The organism is Advenella sp. FME57 (genome assembly GCF_014897675.1).
GTDB lineage: Bacteria > Pseudomonadota > Gammaproteobacteria > Burkholderiales > Burkholderiaceae_B > Advenella.
Genome location: NZ_JABUXU010000009.1, coordinates 167,737 through 185,928, shown reverse-complemented (window position 1 = coordinate 185,928; position 18,192 = coordinate 167,737). Strand labels below are relative to the sequence as shown.

Here is an 18,192-nt window from a genome sequence, read left to right as displayed (position 1 = left end):
TTACAAACATGATAGCGCCAGGGCAAGCACGTATGTTTGGCTGCCCCCGTTCCATCAACATCCTGCTGCAATCACAATTGCATTATTTTGATCAGGCGCCCCGCAGCACCGGGCATTATGGCCGGTCAAGCACATTAGGCCTACACTATTTATACCAGGCTAATCAGGCTCTGGTACCCGTCTAAAAACATACTCATAATACTTCATCGATGATTTTTTTCCAGGATTTTTTATGATGTCGGATGCACCGCAAGATACCAGCCGCCTGAACAACGCTGGCCTTTCAGTCCTGCTGGCGGGCATGTTTCTGCCACAAATAGATTTTTCCATTATCAACGTGGCGCTGGATTCGGTTGCCCGCTCCCTACATGCAACAGAGTACGAACTGGAGTTGATGGTCGCTGTGTACGGTGTGGCCTTCGCCGTCATGCTGGCAATGGGAGGCCGGCTGGGCGACATGTACGGACGTCGGCGCCTTTTCAATATCGGCGTACTGCTTTTTGGTATTTCGTCACTGCTTTGCGGTATTGCGCCCAGCATTTCGCTTCTTTTGCTGGCCCGTACACTACAAGGCGTTGCGGCTGCCCTGCTGGTGCCGCAAATACTGGCTACGATCCACGTCTGCCTCAAGGGCCATTCGCACTCCCGCGCCATTGGCCTGTACAGTTCCATAGGCGGCCTGTCTTTCATTATCGGGCAAGTGCTGGGCGGCTTCCTGGTGCATGCCAATATCGCCGGGTCGGAATGGCGCAGTATTTTTCTGATCAATTTACCGGTTTGTGCGGCTGTGCTGTTTTTATCATCACGTCATATTCCCGAAACCCGCAGGGAGAATCCGGCAGGCATCGATGGGCCGGGAACACTCTTGCTGGCATTGCTCATTATCAGTATTCTGCTTCCCGTCGCGCTCGGCCCTTCGATGCGCTGGAACTGGCTGTGTCTGGCGGCGCTCGCTTGCGCAATACCGCTGGCCGTTGCACTTTGGAAAACAGAAGCCCGTCAGGAACGCCGCGGTGTCCTGCCCTTATTGCCCCCTTCCCTGCTGCGTCTGCCCACCGTACGTTTCGGTTTTTTCACCGCCATCCTTTTTTTCGCCTGCTGGAGCGGTTTCATGTTCGTGCTGGCGCTGACGCTACAGGCTGGCGCCGGTCTGACGCCATTGCAATCGGGCAATTCATTTATTGCGCTGGGCGTCTTCTTTTTCGTGGGCTCGCTGCTCAGCACCCGCGTGGTGGCCCGCATAGGCTTGCTCCCGACCCTCATACTGGGTTGCGCGATGGTCATTCCAGGTCTACTCATTCTGCTATGGGTATTGCAACAGGTCTGGCCGGCACCCAACCTGCTGTCGCTGACGATTCCGTCACTGTTTATCGGCATCGGCCAGGCTTTTATTGTCGGCGCCTTCTACCGCATCGGCATGTCGCAGATCCCGCCAGACCAGGCCGGTTCAGGCAGCGCCATGCTATCGACGATACAACAGGCGTCAATGGGTTTTGGGCCGGCGCTGCTGGGCGTGGTGTTTTCACAATCGCTGCTACAAGGTCATGATTACCAACAAGCCTTCAATGCCAGCATCCAGCTTGAAATGGTGTTGTTGGGCACATTGATGGCCGTGTCAATCTGGTATTTTCTGCGCACACGCAGCCGGGCACGGCTGGCTGTTCAGGGCAATACCTGATGAACAGTCTGGCGATCGACACGTCACTTGGCGCGTATTCCAGAGGACGACGCGCGCTTCAGGCGCCGGTCATATCATTGAAGACTGCCATAGACCCACACCATGGATCATCGCGTGTGAGCCGCCATCCCTGCATGGCGTGCCCATAACGCACTTTATTATAGTGCCCGCTTTATATCACTTGAGTGGGTCAACATTTGTGATAATGACAACACTCGGGGACGGAAAGCTCAACCAGCAACCACATACGCTGGTGTTGTCAGGGTAAATCCTCTACCATAAGAGCCAGGATTTACCCCAGTACCTTTTGCCGGACACTGCACCCGTGACAGCTCCGGCCTGCAGCCTTCGGAATCACATGAATCAGCCGACTTCGCCAATATCCAGCCCCCTGCCCGGAATCCTTTCCCTGCTGGTGGCGATGTCGGTGCTGTCCATGCTGGATGCCACCGGCAAATGGTTGATGTCTGTCGGCGTCCCCCTGCTTATACTGTGTTGGGTGCGCTACTCGGTGCATCTGATCCTGGTGACATCAATTATCATACCGGCCAGGGGCTGGCAGATTCTGAAAACCAAAAAGCCGGTGGAACAGCTGCTGCGTGGCGTTTTCATGCTCACTTCCACCATGGTGTTCTTCACCACGTTACGCTACCTGCCCCAGGCACAGGCCACTGCGATCAATTTTATTGCGCCGCTTATACTTCTTGCAGTCGCGCCGTGGATACTCAAGGAAAAGGCCATGCTGTCACGATGGATTGCCGCCATCGTGGGATTTCTTGGCATTCTGATTGTGATCCGTCCTTCAGGCGGGCTTGATCCTACCGGAGTATTTTTCGGGCTGTCCAATGCGGTGATTTTTTCCATGCAGTTTATCGCCAACAGGCGGCTCGCCGGCGACAACCCATTTACAACGCTAATATGGAGCGGTCTGTTTGGCACCGTGGTGCTGACCGTATATACGCTGTTTACAATCGACGAAGTGCTGCAGGTACTCGCTGTGCTGGACCTGAAACAATGGCTGCTACTTCTGTCTACCGGCATTACCGGTGGCCTGGGCCATCTGTTGCAAATTCAGGCATATCGCCAGGCGCCGGCATCGCTCTTGTCGCCCTTTGTCTATCTGCAAATTATCAGCGCAACGGCATTGGGCTGGCTGATTTGGAATCAGTTCCCCGACGGCATCACCTGGCTTGGCATCAGCGTCATCTGCGCCAGCGGCATAGGCATTACGCTGTATGAGCTGCGTAACAGACCGGTGCCGGTCGCCGCCTGACGTCTATGACATTTGACTTAGCGTGCCCGTCTAATTTGGTGTGCTCGTCCCTACCACGAGTATGGATCAACCTCCTCATCGGACGCCCTTTCAGAAATGGATTCAAGGCCTGGGATTTCCTTGAACTTCTTGCGAATCGCTGCATATTCCTGAGGTGACATCCGGGAAAAGACGACGTACACATCATCGTATTCTTCTTTTTCAGACGGCTGCACAATAAACTGCTTGACCCGATTCGCACTCACGCCAAGCGCCTGGTTGAAAGTACCCAGCGTTAGTTGCCCGCGCCTGACCTTGATGGTGACATGACGCCGCTGGTGGTACGCGATAAAGCGTTTTTCCAGCGGCTTGATGCCGGCAAGTATCAGCAGGATGATAACTGTCGCCGAAATGGACGGAATGTACAGCCCGCCCCCTACGGCAAGCCCGACGCCGGCAACCGACCATACGCTGGCCGCAGTTGTCAGGCCGCGAATGACCTGCCCGCGCGCAAGAATGGCGCCCGCCCCCAAAAAACCGATACCAGAGACGACCTGGGCAGCCACACGTGACGGGTCAAGAGTGACATGCTCACCCAGCGTATCTGAAAACCCATATATGGAAACAATCATGATCAGCGCAGAGCCCACGCACACCAACATATGTGTTCGCAGCCCCGCCGCCCAGGATAGTCGCTCCCGTTCAAATCCGATCACACTACCCAGCACCGCAGACATGACCAGCCTTCCTACCAGTTCCAGTTCTGACGCCATTGCCGATTTCCTCGTTCCATTCAGTTGTACCCGCAACCGGTAAACCGATGCACGATCCACCATCGAAAACGATTGTGATACGCAGCGACATTCGCTTTCGGATAGCCGGGACCACTCGTGCTACCATTTTTTCAATACGTTTTTCTTGCAATACGATTTATTTTTATTTTCTGTACCGTTTGCAGTATAGCAGGATCACCCGATCCTCAAGCAGCAGCCGTTTCTCGCAACTGCAGGCTGAACATATGCCGTGCAGTCAACCTGCTGTCAGCTGGCTGATCTTTTTTTATAAGTTGCTAAGATGCTTCGGCCCGATCTGCCTGCCGCGCCCAGTGTTACGCTGCACAGCGCTTTACCCTACGCTGCAGGCGAGCGCACAACGCGATCGCTGGCATGGCCCTCTGACCGGGAAAACCTTGTATTGCGCGGCACAGACAGTATGCTATATTCAGTTTTTTTCCCCTTAATCACACATCCCACTTCATGAAAGCAGAATCCGTACTTGACACCATTGGTCAGACCCCACATATCCGTTTTTCCCGTATGTTCCCCGGCCAGCAGCAAGTCTGGATCAAGGCAGAACGTTTCAATCCCGGCGGCTCCCTGAAAGACCGCGCAGCCCTTTCCATGATCGAAGCGGCCGAACAGGCCGGTGAACTTAAACCGGGCGCGACCATTATCGAACCGACCTCCGGCAACACGGGCGTTGGCCTGGCCATGGTTGCCGCAATCAAAGGTTATAAGCTTATTCTTGTCATGCCTGAAAGCATGAGTGTAGAACGACGTCGTCTGATCAGCGCCTATGGCGCCCAGTTTGATCTGACTCCCAAGGAAAAAGGGATGAAAGGCGCCATTGCGCGCGCTGTCGAACTGGCCGAACAAACGCCTGGCGCATGGATTCCGCAGCAGTTCGACAACCCGGCCAACCCACAGGTGCATGCCGAGCGCACCGCGAAGGAAATTCTCGACGACTTTCCTGAAGGACTGGACTTTCTAATTACCGCCGTTGGCACCGGCGGCCATATCACCGGCATTGCCCGTACCCTGAAAAAACAGTGGCCACAATTGAAAGTGCTTGCCGTTGAACCTGCCGCCTCTGCAGTCATTGCGGGCGGCGAACCCGGCCCGCATGCACTGCAGGGCATTGGCGCCGGCTTCATTCCTGTCAATCTGGACATGAGCCTGCTTGACGGCACAATCTCGGTTGAGGTCCCGGAATCGCTAGACTATGCCCGCCGCGCCGCTACGCAGGAAGGGCTGCTAGTTGGCATCAGCAGCGGCGCAACACTGGCGGCAATCGCAAAAACATTGCCCAGTCTGCCAGCCAACGCCAAAGTCATGGGAATTAACTATGATACTGGCGAACGATATCTTTCGGTCAGCGGTTTTTTGCCTGAGTAGCAGCAGGCCGCCGATGCTAGGCCCGAAACACAGCCGACAGCAGGCGAGATGCAACCTCTGTCTGCCGTCGTCCAGGCACCCGCTCACAATGGCCACAAGAGCCAGCAACAATCAATATTAAAACAAGGAGACAGCAGCATGAATCATGATCTATTTCGTTTGAAACCCCAGGCGCTGGCGATCGTGGCGCTCAGCCTGGCAGCCACGCTTGCCCACGCGGCCAATACGGGCGAGCTGCCCTGCAAGACAACAGCAGAATGCGAACAGCAGGCCATCAAGGCAGGCGCCATAGCCAAGCCAATCTCCAGCAAGGCCACCAGCAAGAATGACGAAAAGGAAGACCAGTTCTACTGGCTTGGAAAAATCAACAAGGCGTCAGCCGTCATGCTGACCGAAGAAAAAATTGTTGATCCGCAAATGGGCGCAAAGCTTGCCAGCGGCGTTGCCTATTCGTTGGCGCAATCAGAAAAGTCTGACGGCAAGCGGCCCAAAGATGTGCTGCAAATTGAAAAAATCATCACAGATGAAATCGGCCCGGATGCCTCTCTGATCCATACCGGGCGCAGTCGCCAGGATATGTACGCAACCTACCGGATGGCCAAACTACGCAATCAGGTGCTGGACTATTCGGACGCGCTGAACAAATTACGGACCGCGTTGCTTGCGGCCGCAGCCAAAAACGTCAACACCATTGTGCCGGCCTATACCAACGGCGTCCAGGCGATGCCCATCAGTTATGCACATTACCTGCTGGCCTATGAAGCCTCTTTTGCCAGGGATGCACAACGCATCCACGAACTGTACAAACGCATGAACCTGTCTGCCATGGGCACTGCCGTGCTCGCCAATTCGAGCTGGCCGCTGAACCGCGAACGCATGGCAGCCCTGCTAGGCTTTGACGGCATTATTGAAAACTCCCTGGATTCCAGCCAGGTCACGCCATCCGACGTATCCCTGGAAGCCTCGGCCATTCCCTCTTCTTCCGCGATCCGCTTGGGTGCGTTGCTCGGCGATATTCATACGCAATATCACCAGACCCGACCGTGGCTGCTACTGGATGAAGGCAGCACCTATACCAGCAGCGCCATGCCACAAAAACGTAATCCCGGGGTGATCATGCGCGCCCGCGAAGCGGCATCCAACGTGGTCGGCCTGGCGCAAACTGTCATATTCCGGGCGCACAACGTAACCACGGGCATGACCGACTATAAATCGTCATGGGACGACCTGGGCCTGTTTCCGCAGGCGATCAAAATGGTTGATAACGTCAATACCGTCCTGAAGGCACTCAATGTGAACGCAAAACGTTCTCTTGAGGAGCTGGAAGACGAGTGGACTACCTCCATGGAGCTGGCCGAAGCCCTGCAAAAGGAACATCAGATCCCGTTCCGTGTAGGCCACAGCTTTGCTTCAGCAATTGTGACTGAAGCGCGGGCCAACGGCTTCAAACCCAAAGACTTTCCTTATGCCAAGGCCGCTGAACTGTATACCAAGGCGCTACAGAAATATAAACTGCCCGATGCTAAACTGCCTATCAATGAAGCCCATTTCCGGGAAGTGCTTTCTCCCGAATTCATGGTGAAAACCAGAATGGGTACTGGCGGGCCACAACCGGCGGAAGTGGAGCGCATGCTGGCCGAAAGCAACAAGCGCCTGAGCGACGATAAGGCATGGATGCAATCGACGCGAGACAAACTGATGCAGGCGGACCAAAACCTGGACGAGGCATTTACAAAACTGAAAAACTCGGCGGACACACAATCCGATGATCAGTCCACTGAAGGCACGCCGGCAAAGCCAGCAGCGCCATCACAAGGCAAGCCCAAAGGATAGTTGATACCACTGCGGCTTCATCGACTTAGGAAAGGCCGCATTTATACAGCTACAATGAAAAAACCACCCCGAAGGGTGGTTTTTTTCTGCTTTATGAATACATCGCCAGGCGATGCATGTCATTAGAAGCGGTGTTGCAGACCAACGCCAATCAGGGTGGATTTCAGTTTGACGTTGCCGGTACCCAGTTTTTCATCAAACTTCATTTTGCCTACACCGTAAGAAGCGGCAGCATACACGCGGGTACGCTTGGACAGGCCTTGTACATAACCCACGCTGAAGATGTTCAGCTTGCCTTTTATGCCGTCAAAGTCTTCATTGGTGTTTTTGGACTTGTTACCCTGGTAAGAGAACAGAACGGTGCCGGTGTCGCTCACAGGTGCGCTCAGGCCAACCATCCAGGACTGTTGACGGAAGCCGTTGGCTTCTGTGTAGTTCAAACCATGAAATTTGCTATCGGGGTCCATAACAGTCGTGAAGCCAGCCAGTGCGCCGTTCAGGCCAATGCTACCGACTTTAGCTTCAGTAACGGCGCTGCTAGCTACAGAACCACGAATCAGACCATAGCCCAGGTGCAGTTTAACGACTTCAAAGTCATAGGCGCCGAACAGATTCCACATATGGGTGGTGCCTTTGGTTTTTTTATCGAAAGGAACCTCTTCACCCACCAATGGGTCAAATTTATAACCCCGATTACGAATATCGGTGCGGAAACGGTCATAGGAAAGGCCGACAGAAACCGGACCATTATCAAAGCCCAAACCTGTTGAAAGCCAGTTGGAGGTATCACGCTTTTCAGTTTCTTTCTCGTCTATTTCAGATGACGATTTTTTGTGAGAGCCTGAATAGGCAATACCAAATTTGAAGCCACCGAAATCGGGTGTCATATACTTGATGGAATTGTCCATACGGGCAGAAGGTGAATCCCCGAACGCACCGTCAACAACACCAGCCTGCAGAACGCCAGTGCCGAACGGATCAATTCCTGAAACCACATCATCGGCCACGTTGTACTGACGACCCAGGGTCAAGGTACCCCAGCTATCGCCGGTCAGACCGATAATGGCTTTGCGCCCGAACAGACGACCATCTTGTTTAGATTCGCCCGTACCCAGGTCAAAGCCGCTTTCCAGCTGGAAAATGGCGCTGGTGCCGTTACCCAGGTCTTCCGTACCTTTCAAGCCCCAACGGTTGCCATTCAGGATACCGTTGACCATCCCAACTTTCCGTTCTTGTGCCCAGCCCCTTGCGGTATATTTGGCTTCATTTTGCGTAATTTTGGTCTTGGTATAACCGATACCGCCGTCAACCAGACCATACAACGTTACAGAAGTTGCAGCTTGCGCCACCCCGGTTGCCGCACCGAGCAGCACGATAGATTGCAATGCCTTTTTCATATTGAATACTCCATTTACAAATTTCATTCCGGCGTACCGGATTACTTCATCACCTTTGGGCTAGCGGTATGACACCGGCCAGCTTTACCGGATTACTCCGGTCGCTCGACACCATGATTGCCGGGTTTGCCCGTTAGCAAACTAAGCAGACGCGGCAACCATGTTGACAAACCACTGCATACGGGCCCGCTTATCTTTTTGAATCAAAGGGTTACGGAAGCAGCTTGAGAAGTATTGTATTTTTGAGGGGCTGTTCGTCGCCTTGATCCATGTAAAGGAAAAAAACTTGGAAAGCATGTATATGGAGATTCCGCGCACTGTAGGTGCGACAGCGGGCTTGACGGCGCACTTAGTGCCAAAGCGCCTGGCGACAGCAAGAAAATACAACAATAATAAAAGCCTGAAAGATGTCGCTTTTTCGCATCAATCAGGCTTTTTTACGACATGTTGGGTGGTCGTTTAGACGCGGTGTTGCATTCCTGCAGCAATCTGTGTGGGTTCAAGCTTGATCTTATCGTCCAGCACATCAAACCCCACACTACCGCTGCCGTATGATGCAACGGCATAGAGTGAGGTATGTTTGGACAAATCCTGACTGTATTTTTAATGCTGCCAGCCAGCAGCCCATCAGGCGCCGGCCTTGTGCAACATGCAATAGTCGTACGCTTCCTGTCCGATACCTGTCTTGTTAAGGTCGCTATCGTACGCAACGTCAATAGCATACGTAAACATCGGATCATTACTCTTGCTACCTAGGCTGGCCTTGTCCCCGGCCCTGTCATTGTGGCCACCTTTGCGTGCCTGCAATGTAGTCTCTGCCGTTTCCTGAACGCGCTTGCACACTGAAGCCGCATTCTGATGCGCCGGCTTTACCGGCTCTGCCGCATAAGCTTGCAAGGACGCCACCGCACATATTGCGCCTATGACATATGTCATCATTTTCATTTGAATACTCCTTTTTATACTCACGATGCATCACTACTGCATCATAGCTTACCGGAAAATCACAAGTCTGATGTTTCACATTGACATACTTATAATCCTGCGCCATCCCCCTTCGAACTGCATTATGATTATGACATCCGGGACGTTCATGTTGATAACATCTGCAATAAGAATATTTCCTGGTAGTCGCCGATCCTGGTGACCACTGAAGATTCAAATTCACCCTACTGGCCTGCCTGAACACATATGAGTACGATCGCGTCCGTCACTGCTGTTGCCTTCAATGTTTCACCGAAAACCAACTGGTTTTTCATTCTCATTCAAATGAACGATGGCAGTAGGGCCTGGGGAGAAGCATCGCTCAATGGCTGGGAAACCGCCCTTCAGACAGCGACCCAGCTACATGGCCAGCCGCTGGTGGGCATGACGGCAGAAGCGGCCATTGCACAATTGCGGCCATCTGCGATGCTACCTGGCGGACTGGTTTCCAATGCCGTGCTCAGCGCCCTGGCCCAGGCACTCTGGACAATCCGCGCCGGGCAGGAGGCCGTGCCGCTACATACCGTACTTGCCCCTCTGCAAAGAAAAGCCATTTCAGTCTACGCAAACATTAATCGCGCCACGGTCGATCGCGCACCGGCAGGCTTTGCCGCCACAGCCCAACGTGCGGCCGCGGCGGGCTTCCTGGGATTCAAGGCAGCGCCTTTTGACGGCGTCACACCCGCTGCGTGCGCTGCCGGAGAAGCTGACCAGTTGATCCGACACGGGGTAGACTGCCTGTATGCCATCCGCGAAGCCGTCGGACCGCAAGCCAGATTAATGGTGGACTGCCATTGGCGTTTTGACGAGAAAAGCGCACTTGATGTGCTGGATCAACTGCAGGACGTTGGTCTGCACTGGTTTGAGTGTCCCCTGGCAGAAACTTATGACAACTGGGATTCTCTGCGTAAAATCAAGGCTCACGCCAACGAACAGAACGTGCTTATTGCAGCAGCGGAGACTCAGGTTGGCGTCGCTTCCTTTGAGATGCAGATTCGTGAAAAACTGCTTGATGTGATCATGCCCGATATCAAGTATTGTGGTGGCCCGGCCCATATGCTGGCGATCGCCGAAATGGCCGCCGCACACGATATCCTGTTCGCTCCCCACAACCCGACCGGCCCGGTGTGCACGGTCGCCTCACTGCATGTCGCCTGCGTTGCCAGCAAGGCCCATATGCTCGAATTGCAATTTGAGGAAAGTCCGCTATATGATGCGCTGGTCGGGCAGCAACACCCGACACTGGAAAAAGGCAAATACCATGTTCCCAATCGCACCGGCCTGGGTGTGGAGCCCGATATGCAATTGATAAGCGCCCATCCCTTCAAGCCCGTGCCTTTTGGAATTGAAACCTTGCTGGCAGTCTAAACGCATGATGGCAGCCGCACCGCCTGCATTGTCTCAATCTGCCTTGATATTCTTTTCCTGAGCCAGTTTTTTCCAGCGACTGACATCGTTGCGAATGCGCCCGGCAAATTCCTCGGGCGTGCCGCCGGCCGGCGCGCAACTGACTGCCTTGAGCCGCTCCTGAATATCCGGAGACGCCAGCGCCACGTTGATTTGCTCATTGACGCGTTCTATTAGTTCACCCGGGGTTCCGGCAGGCGCCAATAAGCCAAACCACGCGACCGTTTCAAATCCCGGATAGGTTTCTGCGAGTGTCGGCACGTCGGGCAACTCTGGTACACGCTCCTTTGTGGTCACGGCGAGGGCCTTGGCATTATCCGACTTGATCTGACTTAGCCACGGAGGTAAATTGCCGATCATGGTAACCACTTCATTGGAAAGCACGGCCTGCACCGCCGGTGTTGCGCCTCGGTACGGAATGTGAACCAGCGGCACGTCAGCAAGACTCTTGAACAATTCAGCAGAAAGATGAGCCGAACTGCCGATACCGCCGGAGGAATAATTGAGCGATGTTTTGCTGTTTTTTATGTAGGCGACGAATTCTTTTAGATTGCTGACCGGCAAATCCTGCCGAACCGCCAGCACATTGGCTGCCGTGCAGAACAGTCCCACGGGCCGGAAGCTTTTAACGACGTCGTAGCGCAACTTGCTATAGATGGCAGCATTGATTCCATGCGAACCGGCATTGCCGACAATCATGGTATACCCGTCGGGTTTGGCGCCGGCAACCGCCTCCGACCCAATCACACTCCCTGCCCCGGGTTTGTTCTGTATCACGATTGTCTGCCCGAGCGCCCTGCCTACCTTGTCGGCCAGCAAACGGCCAATGGAATCTGAGCCGTCGCCTGGCGGGCTGGGAATGACCCAGGTAATAGGCCGTTCCGGATAAGCGGCCAGCGCTGGCGTGCTCGCCAGGCACAACGTCATTGCCATGAATGACGAACGCTTCAACATATGTCTCCCAAATGACCCAGTGTATAAAAGGCCTTATATAATTTGAACGAACTTCTGATTCACATGTTATTGCTCTTAAGTATAACGATTGTGATGTTGAAGAGGAGCTTGAAATATAAAGAATATGCCACTGCAGGCCGTAAGCCCTCAATATTGACGCTCATGTACGACAGTGCAAGCGACCTATATGCTAAATGAGACATATTGAATATTGCAGATGATGGTCAGCACCAATGAGACGGGCATTCGGCTAAGGTAATGGCAAAGATGTAATGACAAATGTGGTTGATCCGACATAGCCACAACCGCGGAGTGTCATCGCCGGACGTAAAAAAACGCCCAGGCACACGTGCCGATAGGCGAAAATGCATACGACACTTAGGATGAAACGCATGCATTGCTGAATATTACGAAACTTAACGTTTGTTAACAATCTCGGGTTTACCCGGGATTTGGTTCGTTTTCTGGCTATGCACTATTCGTGAAACTTCTGAAATGCAGATGCACGCGCGCCACATGTATGGGTTCAGGAACGTTTAGAAAAACCGTTTGAGGATCCTGGCTCAATGCACTTGGAATGGTGCGATCAATCAGGTTAGGTGAATGCCCATCGCCCGTTTGCGGTTATGGGGAGATAGCGCCGGCTTTGATTAGGCCTTCTCTATAACTTGGGATAATCGCTGAACCGGTCCATCACTGCTGTGACAAAATCGTCTGAACGAGAAAAAGCATTTTCATCATTCTTCTTATCCATTTTCCAGACCATGTTCGTCTGGACATAATAATTGTTGAACACAGCATAGCAAAGCCGGTTGGAAGCTGGCTTATCTTTCATAAGAACGCCAACACAATTTACGTGCACGCCTTTGGGCGTAGTGAATTCCTGTTTTTCAGGGGTTGTGCTGTTATCTTTAACCACCGCCTTTTCAATTCCTTCGCCTAGCGCCTTGGCAGCCTTGATTTTGTCGAGACCAGGAGGAATTCTTTGTGCGTTGACGTTTGTGAGACGTACTTTTTGTTCGTTATTATAAATAACGCTTAATGACCCTTTTTTGGGTTCACTGTGGACTTTGTGTATTCTCAAGTCACCAGTCTTCGGTACGACGTATCCCATGATGGGATTTTCCTTGACGCCCTGGCTAATGCTTTTGTTGTTCTCGATACTTTTGACTTCTGCATTTGAAACAACGGGCAGACTTAACAGACCAATTAAACTCAGCCGTACAAAATTATCACAGTTCATCTTTTATGCCATATCCTCAATAATCTATCTTCAAGTATAACAAATGGCATATTTCAACTAGGTGAATATACATGCAGGGGTGCCGCCGGGGCCTGGAGAGAAGCTTTTCGATGGGCGAACGCATTTGACATGAATACGTACGCAACGATCCGTTTTGGTCGTCAGAATGCTTGCCGTTTTATGAGTGATGTCTGGGGAATTTATGCGTAGTTTTGTTGCGAAAATTTGATTCTATACGATCCAACCATTTCGGGCACACACGATAACTTGTTGATTTTGATGATTATTGATTCTATACAACCAACAGGTTTAAATACTGTGGTGCGAGCGAAGAGACTCGAACTCTTACACCTTTCGGCGCTGGAACCTAAATCCAGTGCGTCTACCAATTCCGCCACGCTCGCATCAAAGAACGGGGATTATAGTAGGGTTTGGTGCCCTGCGTAAAGAAATTATGTCAATTCGATGATTTTTACCATCGAAATAACCGTAAATAACGATAGAAAACCCACAAAATCATCAATCATCATCAGGAGCGGCCCAGCTTTCTGGCCGTTGCATAAGTCGGCAATATGATAAGGCACGCAGATAGATCACTCGCAAAAACGTGCCAATCCGTACCCGTTTGCGCAAAGGTCCGCCCTCGTGTGTTATCGATGAACAAACACTCATCTTGTGAAGGACGGCCACAAATCTGTCCAATAACTGCAGGCTGAAATAAACCGCCGTTTCATAGAGAAGATGGGTGGCGCAGCGACGCTGATCACCCTCTATAAATGTTAAACTTGCGCATCTACGCAAGGTCTGTCATGAATCCCAAATTACGTCTGCTGCAACCCTATCCCTTTGAAAAATTGCGGGCGCTGCTTGCCACTGCCCCTACCCCTGCTGCGGAGCTGGCCCATGTGAACCTGTCGATTGGTGAGCCCAAGCATGCCACGCCGGCACTGGTTAACGAGGCGATCACCGATCACTTGTCCGGCCTGTCCGCCTATCCGCCGACCAAGGGTGATGCCCTGCTACGTGAAACGATTGCCGCCTGGATCGGTCGCCGTTACGACATGCCCGCACCAGATCCACAAAGCCAGGTTCTGCCATGCCTGGGGTCGCGAGAAGCGCTGTTTGCCTTTGCCCAAACCGTGCTCGACGGCGCCAGCGACAGTCTGGTCATCTGCCCGAATCCGTTTTACCAGATTTATGAAGGCGCCGCCCTGCTCGCAGGCGCGCAGCCCTATTACGTCAACGCCGTACCTGAACGCAACTTCAGCCCCGACTGGTCGGCCGTACCCGCGCACGTCTGGGAAAAAACACAATTGCTATTTGTGTGTTCTCCTGGCAATCCGGCAGGCAATGTCATGCCGGAAGCCGAGTGGGCATTATTGTTCGAACTGTCGGACCGCTACGGCTTTGTGATTGCCTCCGATGAATGTTATTCCGAAATCTATTTCAACGATGCGCATCCGCCAGTAGGCGTCTTGCAGGCTGCACACAGGCTGGGCCGTACCGATTTCAAAAACTGCGTCTGTTTCTCCAGCCTTTCCAAACGCTCGAATGTACCTGGCATGCGCTCGGGTTTTGTCGCTGGCGATGCAAGCCTGCTTGAATCGTTTCTCCTTTATCGAACTTATCATGGCAGCGCCATGAGTCCGGTCTTTAGTGCCGCCAGCACAGCTGCATGGAATGATGAAACGCATGTTGAGCAAAACCGCGCTCTGTATAAAGCCAAGTTTGATGCGGTATACCCGATTCTGGCCGAGGTGCTGGATGTAAAAATGCCCGATGCCTCGTTCTATCTCTGGGCGGGAACGCCGGTCGCCGACCCTGATTTCGTTCGTGATTTGTTTGGCGCACAGCATGTGACGGTGCTGCCTGGCAGTTATCTGGCGCGTGAGGCGCATGGGATCAATCCTGGCGCCAACCGCATCAGGCTGGCGCTGGTTGCGCCGCTGGATCAATGTGTGGAAGGCGCCCAGCGCATCGCCCGGTTTATCCGGGATCGCTACACCAGCTGACTATAACCGGGTCGCTCGCGATCCGGACCCCTCAGCAGTTCAGATAAAGGGCCGCGCAAACGCCCAGTTTCACTGTAACGCCGGGGATTTTGTTAAGCTTCGGTATCCCGAGAAGGAAATGCGTATCAACCGGCCATGGGCAGACCCCATCCGGAATATGGGCTATCTTTCACTATTGTGTTTATTATTTTTCAAACTATCCAAATCTTATGACTACTGATCTTCAAACCGTTCTGGAAAAAGCGTGGGATGACCGCGCCAATTTGTCTTCCTCTACTGTTTCAGCCGAAGTGCGTGATGCCGTGGGCACTGCCCTGGCCGGACTGGACAATGGGACGCTGCGCGTTGCCGAGAAAAAGGACGGAGACTGGGTAGTGAACCAGTGGTTAAAAAAAGCGGTGCTGTTGTCTTTCCGCCTGAATGACAACGTGGTCATGAACAATGCGCCGATGCAGTTTTTCGATAAAGTGCCACTCAAGTTCCAGGACTTTACAGAAGCAGATTTCAAAACAGGCGGCTATCGCGTCGTGCCCAACGCCGTCGCGCGTCGTGGCGCTTTTATCGGTAAAAACGTGGTCTTGATGCCTTCATACGTCAATATCGGTGCCTATGTAGACGAAAACACCATGGTCGATACCTGGGCAACCGTAGGGTCCTGCGCACAGATCGGCAAAAACGTCCATCTATCCGGTGGCGTGGGTATTGGCGGTGTGCTGGAACCACTACAGGCGAATCCGACCATTATTGAAGACAACTGCTTTATTGGCGCGCGTTCTGAAGTGGTCGAAGGCGTGATCATCGAAGAAAACTCAGTGCTCGCCATGGGCGTCTTCATTTCCCAAAGCACCAAAATCTATAACCGCGAAACCGGCGAAGTGACTTATGGTCGCGTGCCTTCCGGCTCTGTCGTAGTTCCTGGGTCCCTGCCTGCTGCTGATGGCTCACACAGCCTGGCGTGCGCCGTGATTGTCAAACGCGTGGACGCGAAAACCCGCGCCAAGACCAGCATTAACGACCTGCTGCGTGCCTGATCATGAGTGATGCAATTTCTTCACCGGTACTGGCCCTGACACAGACGCTGATCGCCCGCCAGTCGGTCACGCCAGACGACCGGGATTGCCAGCAGACGCTGGCCGCTGAATTGGCCGACTCGGGCTTTGTCGCAGAGCATCTGCCTTTCGAAGAAGTGCAAAACCTCTGGCTGCGACGCAACACTGCGTCGCCGCTGCTTATTTTTGCCGGGCATACGGATGTGGTCCCCACCGGTCCGCTGGAACAGTGGGACAGCGATCCCTTTGTGCCCACGATTCGCGACGGCAAGCTGTACGGCCGTGGTGCAGCCGATATGAAAAGCTCCATCGCGGCGTTTACCGTTGCCGCCAAAGCGTTCGTACAGGCGCATCCCGACCATCGCGGCTCCATCGCCATGCTGATCACTTCCGATGAAGAAGGTCCGTCCGTCAATGGTACCGTCAAAGTCTGTGAATACCTGAAGCAACAGGGCGTGCAACCGAATTACTGCATCGTAGGCGAACCCACATCCACCGCCACGCTGGGTGATGTCATCAAGAATGGGCGGCGGGGATCGCTGTCTGGCAAGGTCGTGATTAAAGGTTTGCAGGGCCATGTGGCCTATCCCCATCTTGCCCGCAATCCGATTCATTTGTGTGCACCGGCATTGCATGAACTGGCAAGCACCGAATGGGATCAGGGAAATGAGTACTTTCCGCCCACCACCTTCCAGATTTCCAATTTCCATGCAGGTACGGGCGCGACCAACGTTGTCCCTGGCAGCGCCGAATTTCTGTTCAATATCCGATTTTCCACTGCCAGTACCGTTGAGTCGCTCAAGTCGCGTGTGCAGGCCATTTTGAATGCACATCAGCTGGAAAGCAGCATTGAATGGACGCTCGGCGGCGAACCGTTTCTGACGCCACGGGGCGAACTGTCCGAAGCCTTGTCTGCCGCGATCCAGGACGTGACGGGTGTGCAAACAACCCTGTCGACCACTGGCGGGACCTCAGACGGACGATTCATTGCGAAAATCTGTCCGCAAGTGATCGAGTTCGGGCCGATCAATGCCACTATCCATCAGATCAACGAGCATATCGAGGTCGATAGCCTGGAGCCACTGGCCGCCATTTATCGTAAAACGCTTGAAAACCTTTTGCTATAGACTGCAACTACGCAGTTGCATATCAAACATTCAATATCGGATATCTTATGGCTTCAAAAATCCACAATGAGCTCAAAACGGTGCGCGATGTTATTCGCTACGCGGTCTCCCGCTTCAATGACGCACAGCTGGCTTTTGGCCACGGCAGTGATAATGCCTGGGATGAAGCCGTCTATCTGGTCCTCTCGACATTGCACTTGCCGCTGGATACGCTGGATCCATTTCTGGATGCCCGATTGCTGGAAGACGAGAAAAAGAAATGCGTCAGCCTGATCGAGCTGCGTGTGAAAAAACGCGTCCCCCTGGCATACCTGACTGGCGAAGCCTGGCTGCAGGGCCATCGTTTCCTGACAGACAAGCGGGTAATTGTGCCGCGCTCGCCCATTTCAGAACTACTGGCTGAGCATCTTGAGCCATGGGTAGACGATCCTGAGAACGTGCAGAACGTACTAGATCTATGTACCGGCTCGGGCTGCCTGGCCATTCTTGCCGCGCTGGCTTTTCCGAATGCGCAGGTTGATGCCGTCGATCTGTCTGATCATGCCATTCGCCTGGCGCAAAGAAATGTGGACATGTATCAACTGGGCGAACGCGTAAACGTGCTGCAGGGCGATCTGTACGCACCGCTGGAAAAGCAGCGGTACGATGTCATCGTATGCAATCCACCTTACGTGAACAGCACCACCATGGCGCAACTGCCCAGTGAGTACCAGCACGAACCGGCGCTGGCGCTGGCTGGCGGGGACGATGGCATGGACATTATTCGCACGATTCTGGATCAGGCCGCCACTCACCTTGGCGACGACGGCTTTATCATTCTTGAAATCGGCAATGAATATGAAAATTTCATGAACGCTTTCCCGGCCCTCAATCCTGTATTTCTTGAAACCGCCGAGGGTGACGACTCCGTCCTGCTATTGACGCGGAAACAGTTGCAGCCACGCTGACGCTATCCTGCAAACATTCAAGGGCTTGCCGCGCGCCCTACCGAGCAAGTGCAAGCCCTGGTTTGCACGGTCGCAGGCGGCATCGAGACATTGAACGCCACTGCCGGGCGCCAGGCTGGCAAATGCGATGCGCCG

General features: G+C 53.4%; 15 protein-coding genes and 1 tRNA gene. 10 read left to right on the top strand and 6 right to left on the bottom strand.

Annotated features, from left to right (window positions below):
• Nucleotides 1-232 precede the first annotated feature (232 nt).
• Both INT32_RS12425 and INT32_RS12420 read left to right on the top strand, forming a co-directional pair.
• Nucleotides 233-1,678, top strand: coding sequence for an MFS transporter (locus tag INT32_RS12425; RefSeq protein ID WP_226816959.1), 1,446 nt, complete (start codon nucleotides 233-235; stop codon nucleotides 1,676-1,678).
• A 358-nt stretch (nucleotides 1,679-2,036) separates the two neighbouring features.
• The gene (locus INT32_RS12420) at nucleotides 2,037-2,951 is read left to right on the top strand and encodes a DMT family transporter (RefSeq protein ID WP_193089046.1); all 915 of its coding nucleotides are present in this window, start codon (nucleotides 2,037-2,039) and stop codon (nucleotides 2,949-2,951) included.
• A gap of 50 nt (nucleotides 2,952-3,001) precedes the next feature.
• On the opposite strand, the gene INT32_RS12415 is transcribed toward INT32_RS12420, so the two are convergent.
• Complete coding sequence (locus INT32_RS12415; RefSeq protein WP_193089045.1) at nucleotides 3,002-3,703, bottom strand: MgtC/SapB family protein; 702 nt, start codon at nucleotides 3,701-3,703, stop codon at nucleotides 3,002-3,004.
• Nucleotides 3,704-4,186: 483 nt separating this feature from the next.
• Between INT32_RS12415 and cysK the strand changes: the two genes are divergently transcribed.
• Nucleotides 4,187-5,104, top strand: a complete 918-nt coding sequence (gene cysK, locus INT32_RS12410) for a cysteine synthase A (RefSeq protein ID WP_193089044.1) — start codon at nucleotides 4,187-4,189, stop codon at nucleotides 5,102-5,104.
• A 138-nt stretch (nucleotides 5,105-5,242) separates the two neighbouring features.
• Complete coding sequence (locus tag INT32_RS12405) at nucleotides 5,243-6,937, top strand: argininosuccinate lyase (RefSeq protein WP_193089043.1); 1,695 nt, start codon at nucleotides 5,243-5,245, stop codon at nucleotides 6,935-6,937.
• A 122-nt stretch (nucleotides 6,938-7,059) separates the two neighbouring features.
• On the opposite strand, the gene INT32_RS12400 is transcribed toward INT32_RS12405, so the two are convergent.
• Nucleotides 7,060-8,334 carry a porin gene (locus tag INT32_RS12400; protein WP_193089042.1) on the bottom strand — a complete coding sequence of 425 codons (1,275 nt, stop codon included), beginning with the start codon at nucleotides 8,332-8,334 and terminating at the stop codon, nucleotides 7,060-7,062.
• Nucleotides 8,335-8,620: 286 nt separating this feature from the next.
• On the opposite strand from INT32_RS12400, the gene INT32_RS12395 reads away from it, so the two are divergent.
• Nucleotides 8,621-8,797, top strand: a complete 177-nt coding sequence (locus INT32_RS12395) for a hypothetical protein (protein ID WP_193089041.1) — start codon at nucleotides 8,621-8,623, stop codon at nucleotides 8,795-8,797.
• 164 nt (nucleotides 8,798-8,961) lie between these two features.
• Here the strand turns inward: INT32_RS12395 and INT32_RS12390 are convergent, their stop codons facing one another.
• Entirely contained in the window at nucleotides 8,962-9,279 is a 318-nt protein-coding gene (locus INT32_RS12390; RefSeq protein WP_100697340.1) for a hypothetical protein, read from the bottom strand.
• Nucleotides 9,280-9,525: 246 nt separating this feature from the next.
• Here INT32_RS12390 and INT32_RS12385 point away from each other — a divergent pair, with 246 nt between their 5' ends.
• The gene (locus tag INT32_RS12385; protein WP_193089040.1) at nucleotides 9,526-10,686 is read left to right on the top strand and encodes an enolase C-terminal domain-like protein; all 1,161 of its coding nucleotides are present in this window, start codon (nucleotides 9,526-9,528) and stop codon (nucleotides 10,684-10,686) included.
• Between the two features lie 33 nt (nucleotides 10,687-10,719).
• Here INT32_RS12385 and INT32_RS12380 read toward each other — a convergent pair whose 3' ends face one another.
• From INT32_RS12380 to INT32_RS12370, 3 genes are all read right to left on the bottom strand, one after another.
• Nucleotides 10,720-11,679 (bottom strand): tripartite tricarboxylate transporter substrate binding protein, encoded by a 960-nt coding sequence (locus INT32_RS12380; protein WP_226816957.1) that lies wholly within the window; start codon nucleotides 11,677-11,679, stop codon nucleotides 10,720-10,722.
• 661 nt (nucleotides 11,680-12,340) lie between these two features.
• The gene (locus INT32_RS12375) at nucleotides 12,341-12,922 is read right to left on the bottom strand and encodes a hypothetical protein (protein WP_193089039.1); all 582 of its coding nucleotides are present in this window, start codon (nucleotides 12,920-12,922) and stop codon (nucleotides 12,341-12,343) included.
• Between the two features lie 319 nt (nucleotides 12,923-13,241).
• A tRNA-Leu gene (locus tag INT32_RS12370) sits at nucleotides 13,242-13,326 on the bottom strand.
• A gap of 405 nt (nucleotides 13,327-13,731) precedes the next feature.
• Between INT32_RS12370 and dapC the strand changes: the two genes are divergently transcribed.
• The 4 genes from dapC to prmB all read left to right on the top strand — a co-directional run bounded on the left by dapC (nucleotide 13,732) and on the right by prmB (nucleotide 18,057).
• Complete coding sequence (gene dapC / locus INT32_RS12365) at nucleotides 13,732-14,934, top strand: succinyldiaminopimelate transaminase (RefSeq protein WP_193089038.1); 1,203 nt, start codon at nucleotides 13,732-13,734, stop codon at nucleotides 14,932-14,934.
• Between the two features lie 209 nt (nucleotides 14,935-15,143).
• Entirely contained in the window at nucleotides 15,144-15,965 is an 822-nt protein-coding gene (gene dapD, locus INT32_RS12360) for a 2,3,4,5-tetrahydropyridine-2,6-dicarboxylate N-succinyltransferase (protein ID WP_193089037.1), read from the top strand.
• Between the two features lie 2 nt (nucleotides 15,966-15,967).
• Entirely contained in the window at nucleotides 15,968-17,110 is a 1,143-nt protein-coding gene (gene dapE / locus INT32_RS12355) for a succinyl-diaminopimelate desuccinylase (RefSeq protein WP_193089036.1), read from the top strand.
• Nucleotides 17,111-17,157: 47 nt separating this feature from the next.
• Nucleotides 17,158-18,057 carry a 50S ribosomal protein L3 N(5)-glutamine methyltransferase gene (gene prmB, locus INT32_RS12350; RefSeq protein WP_193089035.1) on the top strand — a complete coding sequence of 300 codons (900 nt, stop codon included), beginning with the start codon at nucleotides 17,158-17,160 and terminating at the stop codon, nucleotides 18,055-18,057.
• The last annotated feature ends 135 nt before the right edge of the window (nucleotides 18,058-18,192 follow it).

What these genes read in the sequence shown, in the direction of transcription:
- INT32_RS12425 (WP_226816959.1), top strand. Translation starts at nt 233, where the DNA reads ATGATGTCGGATGCACCGCAAGATACCAGCCGCCTGAACAACGCTGGC.
- INT32_RS12420 (WP_193089046.1), top strand. Translation starts at nt 2,037, where the DNA reads ATGAATCAGCCGACTTCGCCAATATCCAGCCCCCTGCCCGGAATCCTT.
- INT32_RS12415 (WP_193089045.1), bottom strand. Translation starts at nt 3,703, where the DNA reads ATGGCGTCAGAACTGGAACTGGTAGGAAGGCTGGTCATGTCTGCGGTG.
- cysK (WP_193089044.1), top strand. Translation starts at nt 4,187, where the DNA reads ATGAAAGCAGAATCCGTACTTGACACCATTGGTCAGACCCCACATATC.
- INT32_RS12405 (WP_193089043.1), top strand. Translation starts at nt 5,243, where the DNA reads ATGAATCATGATCTATTTCGTTTGAAACCCCAGGCGCTGGCGATCGTG.
- INT32_RS12400 (WP_193089042.1), bottom strand. Translation starts at nt 8,334, where the DNA reads ATGAAAAAGGCATTGCAATCTATCGTGCTGCTCGGTGCGGCAACCGGG.
- INT32_RS12390 (WP_100697340.1), bottom strand. Translation starts at nt 9,279, where the DNA reads ATGAAAATGATGACATATGTCATAGGCGCAATATGTGCGGTGGCGTCC.
- INT32_RS12385 (WP_193089040.1), top strand. Translation starts at nt 9,526, where the DNA reads ATGAGTACGATCGCGTCCGTCACTGCTGTTGCCTTCAATGTTTCACCG.
- INT32_RS12380 (WP_226816957.1), bottom strand. Translation starts at nt 11,679, where the DNA reads ATGTTGAAGCGTTCGTCATTCATGGCAATGACGTTGTGCCTGGCGAGC.
- INT32_RS12375 (WP_193089039.1), bottom strand. Translation starts at nt 12,922, where the DNA reads ATGAACTGTGATAATTTTGTACGGCTGAGTTTAATTGGTCTGTTAAGT.
- dapC (WP_193089038.1), top strand. Translation starts at nt 13,732, where the DNA reads ATGAATCCCAAATTACGTCTGCTGCAACCCTATCCCTTTGAAAAATTG.
- dapD (WP_193089037.1), top strand. Translation starts at nt 15,144, where the DNA reads ATGACTACTGATCTTCAAACCGTTCTGGAAAAAGCGTGGGATGACCGC.
- dapE (WP_193089036.1), top strand. Translation starts at nt 15,968, where the DNA reads ATGAGTGATGCAATTTCTTCACCGGTACTGGCCCTGACACAGACGCTG.
- prmB (WP_193089035.1), top strand. Translation starts at nt 17,158, where the DNA reads ATGGCTTCAAAAATCCACAATGAGCTCAAAACGGTGCGCGATGTTATT.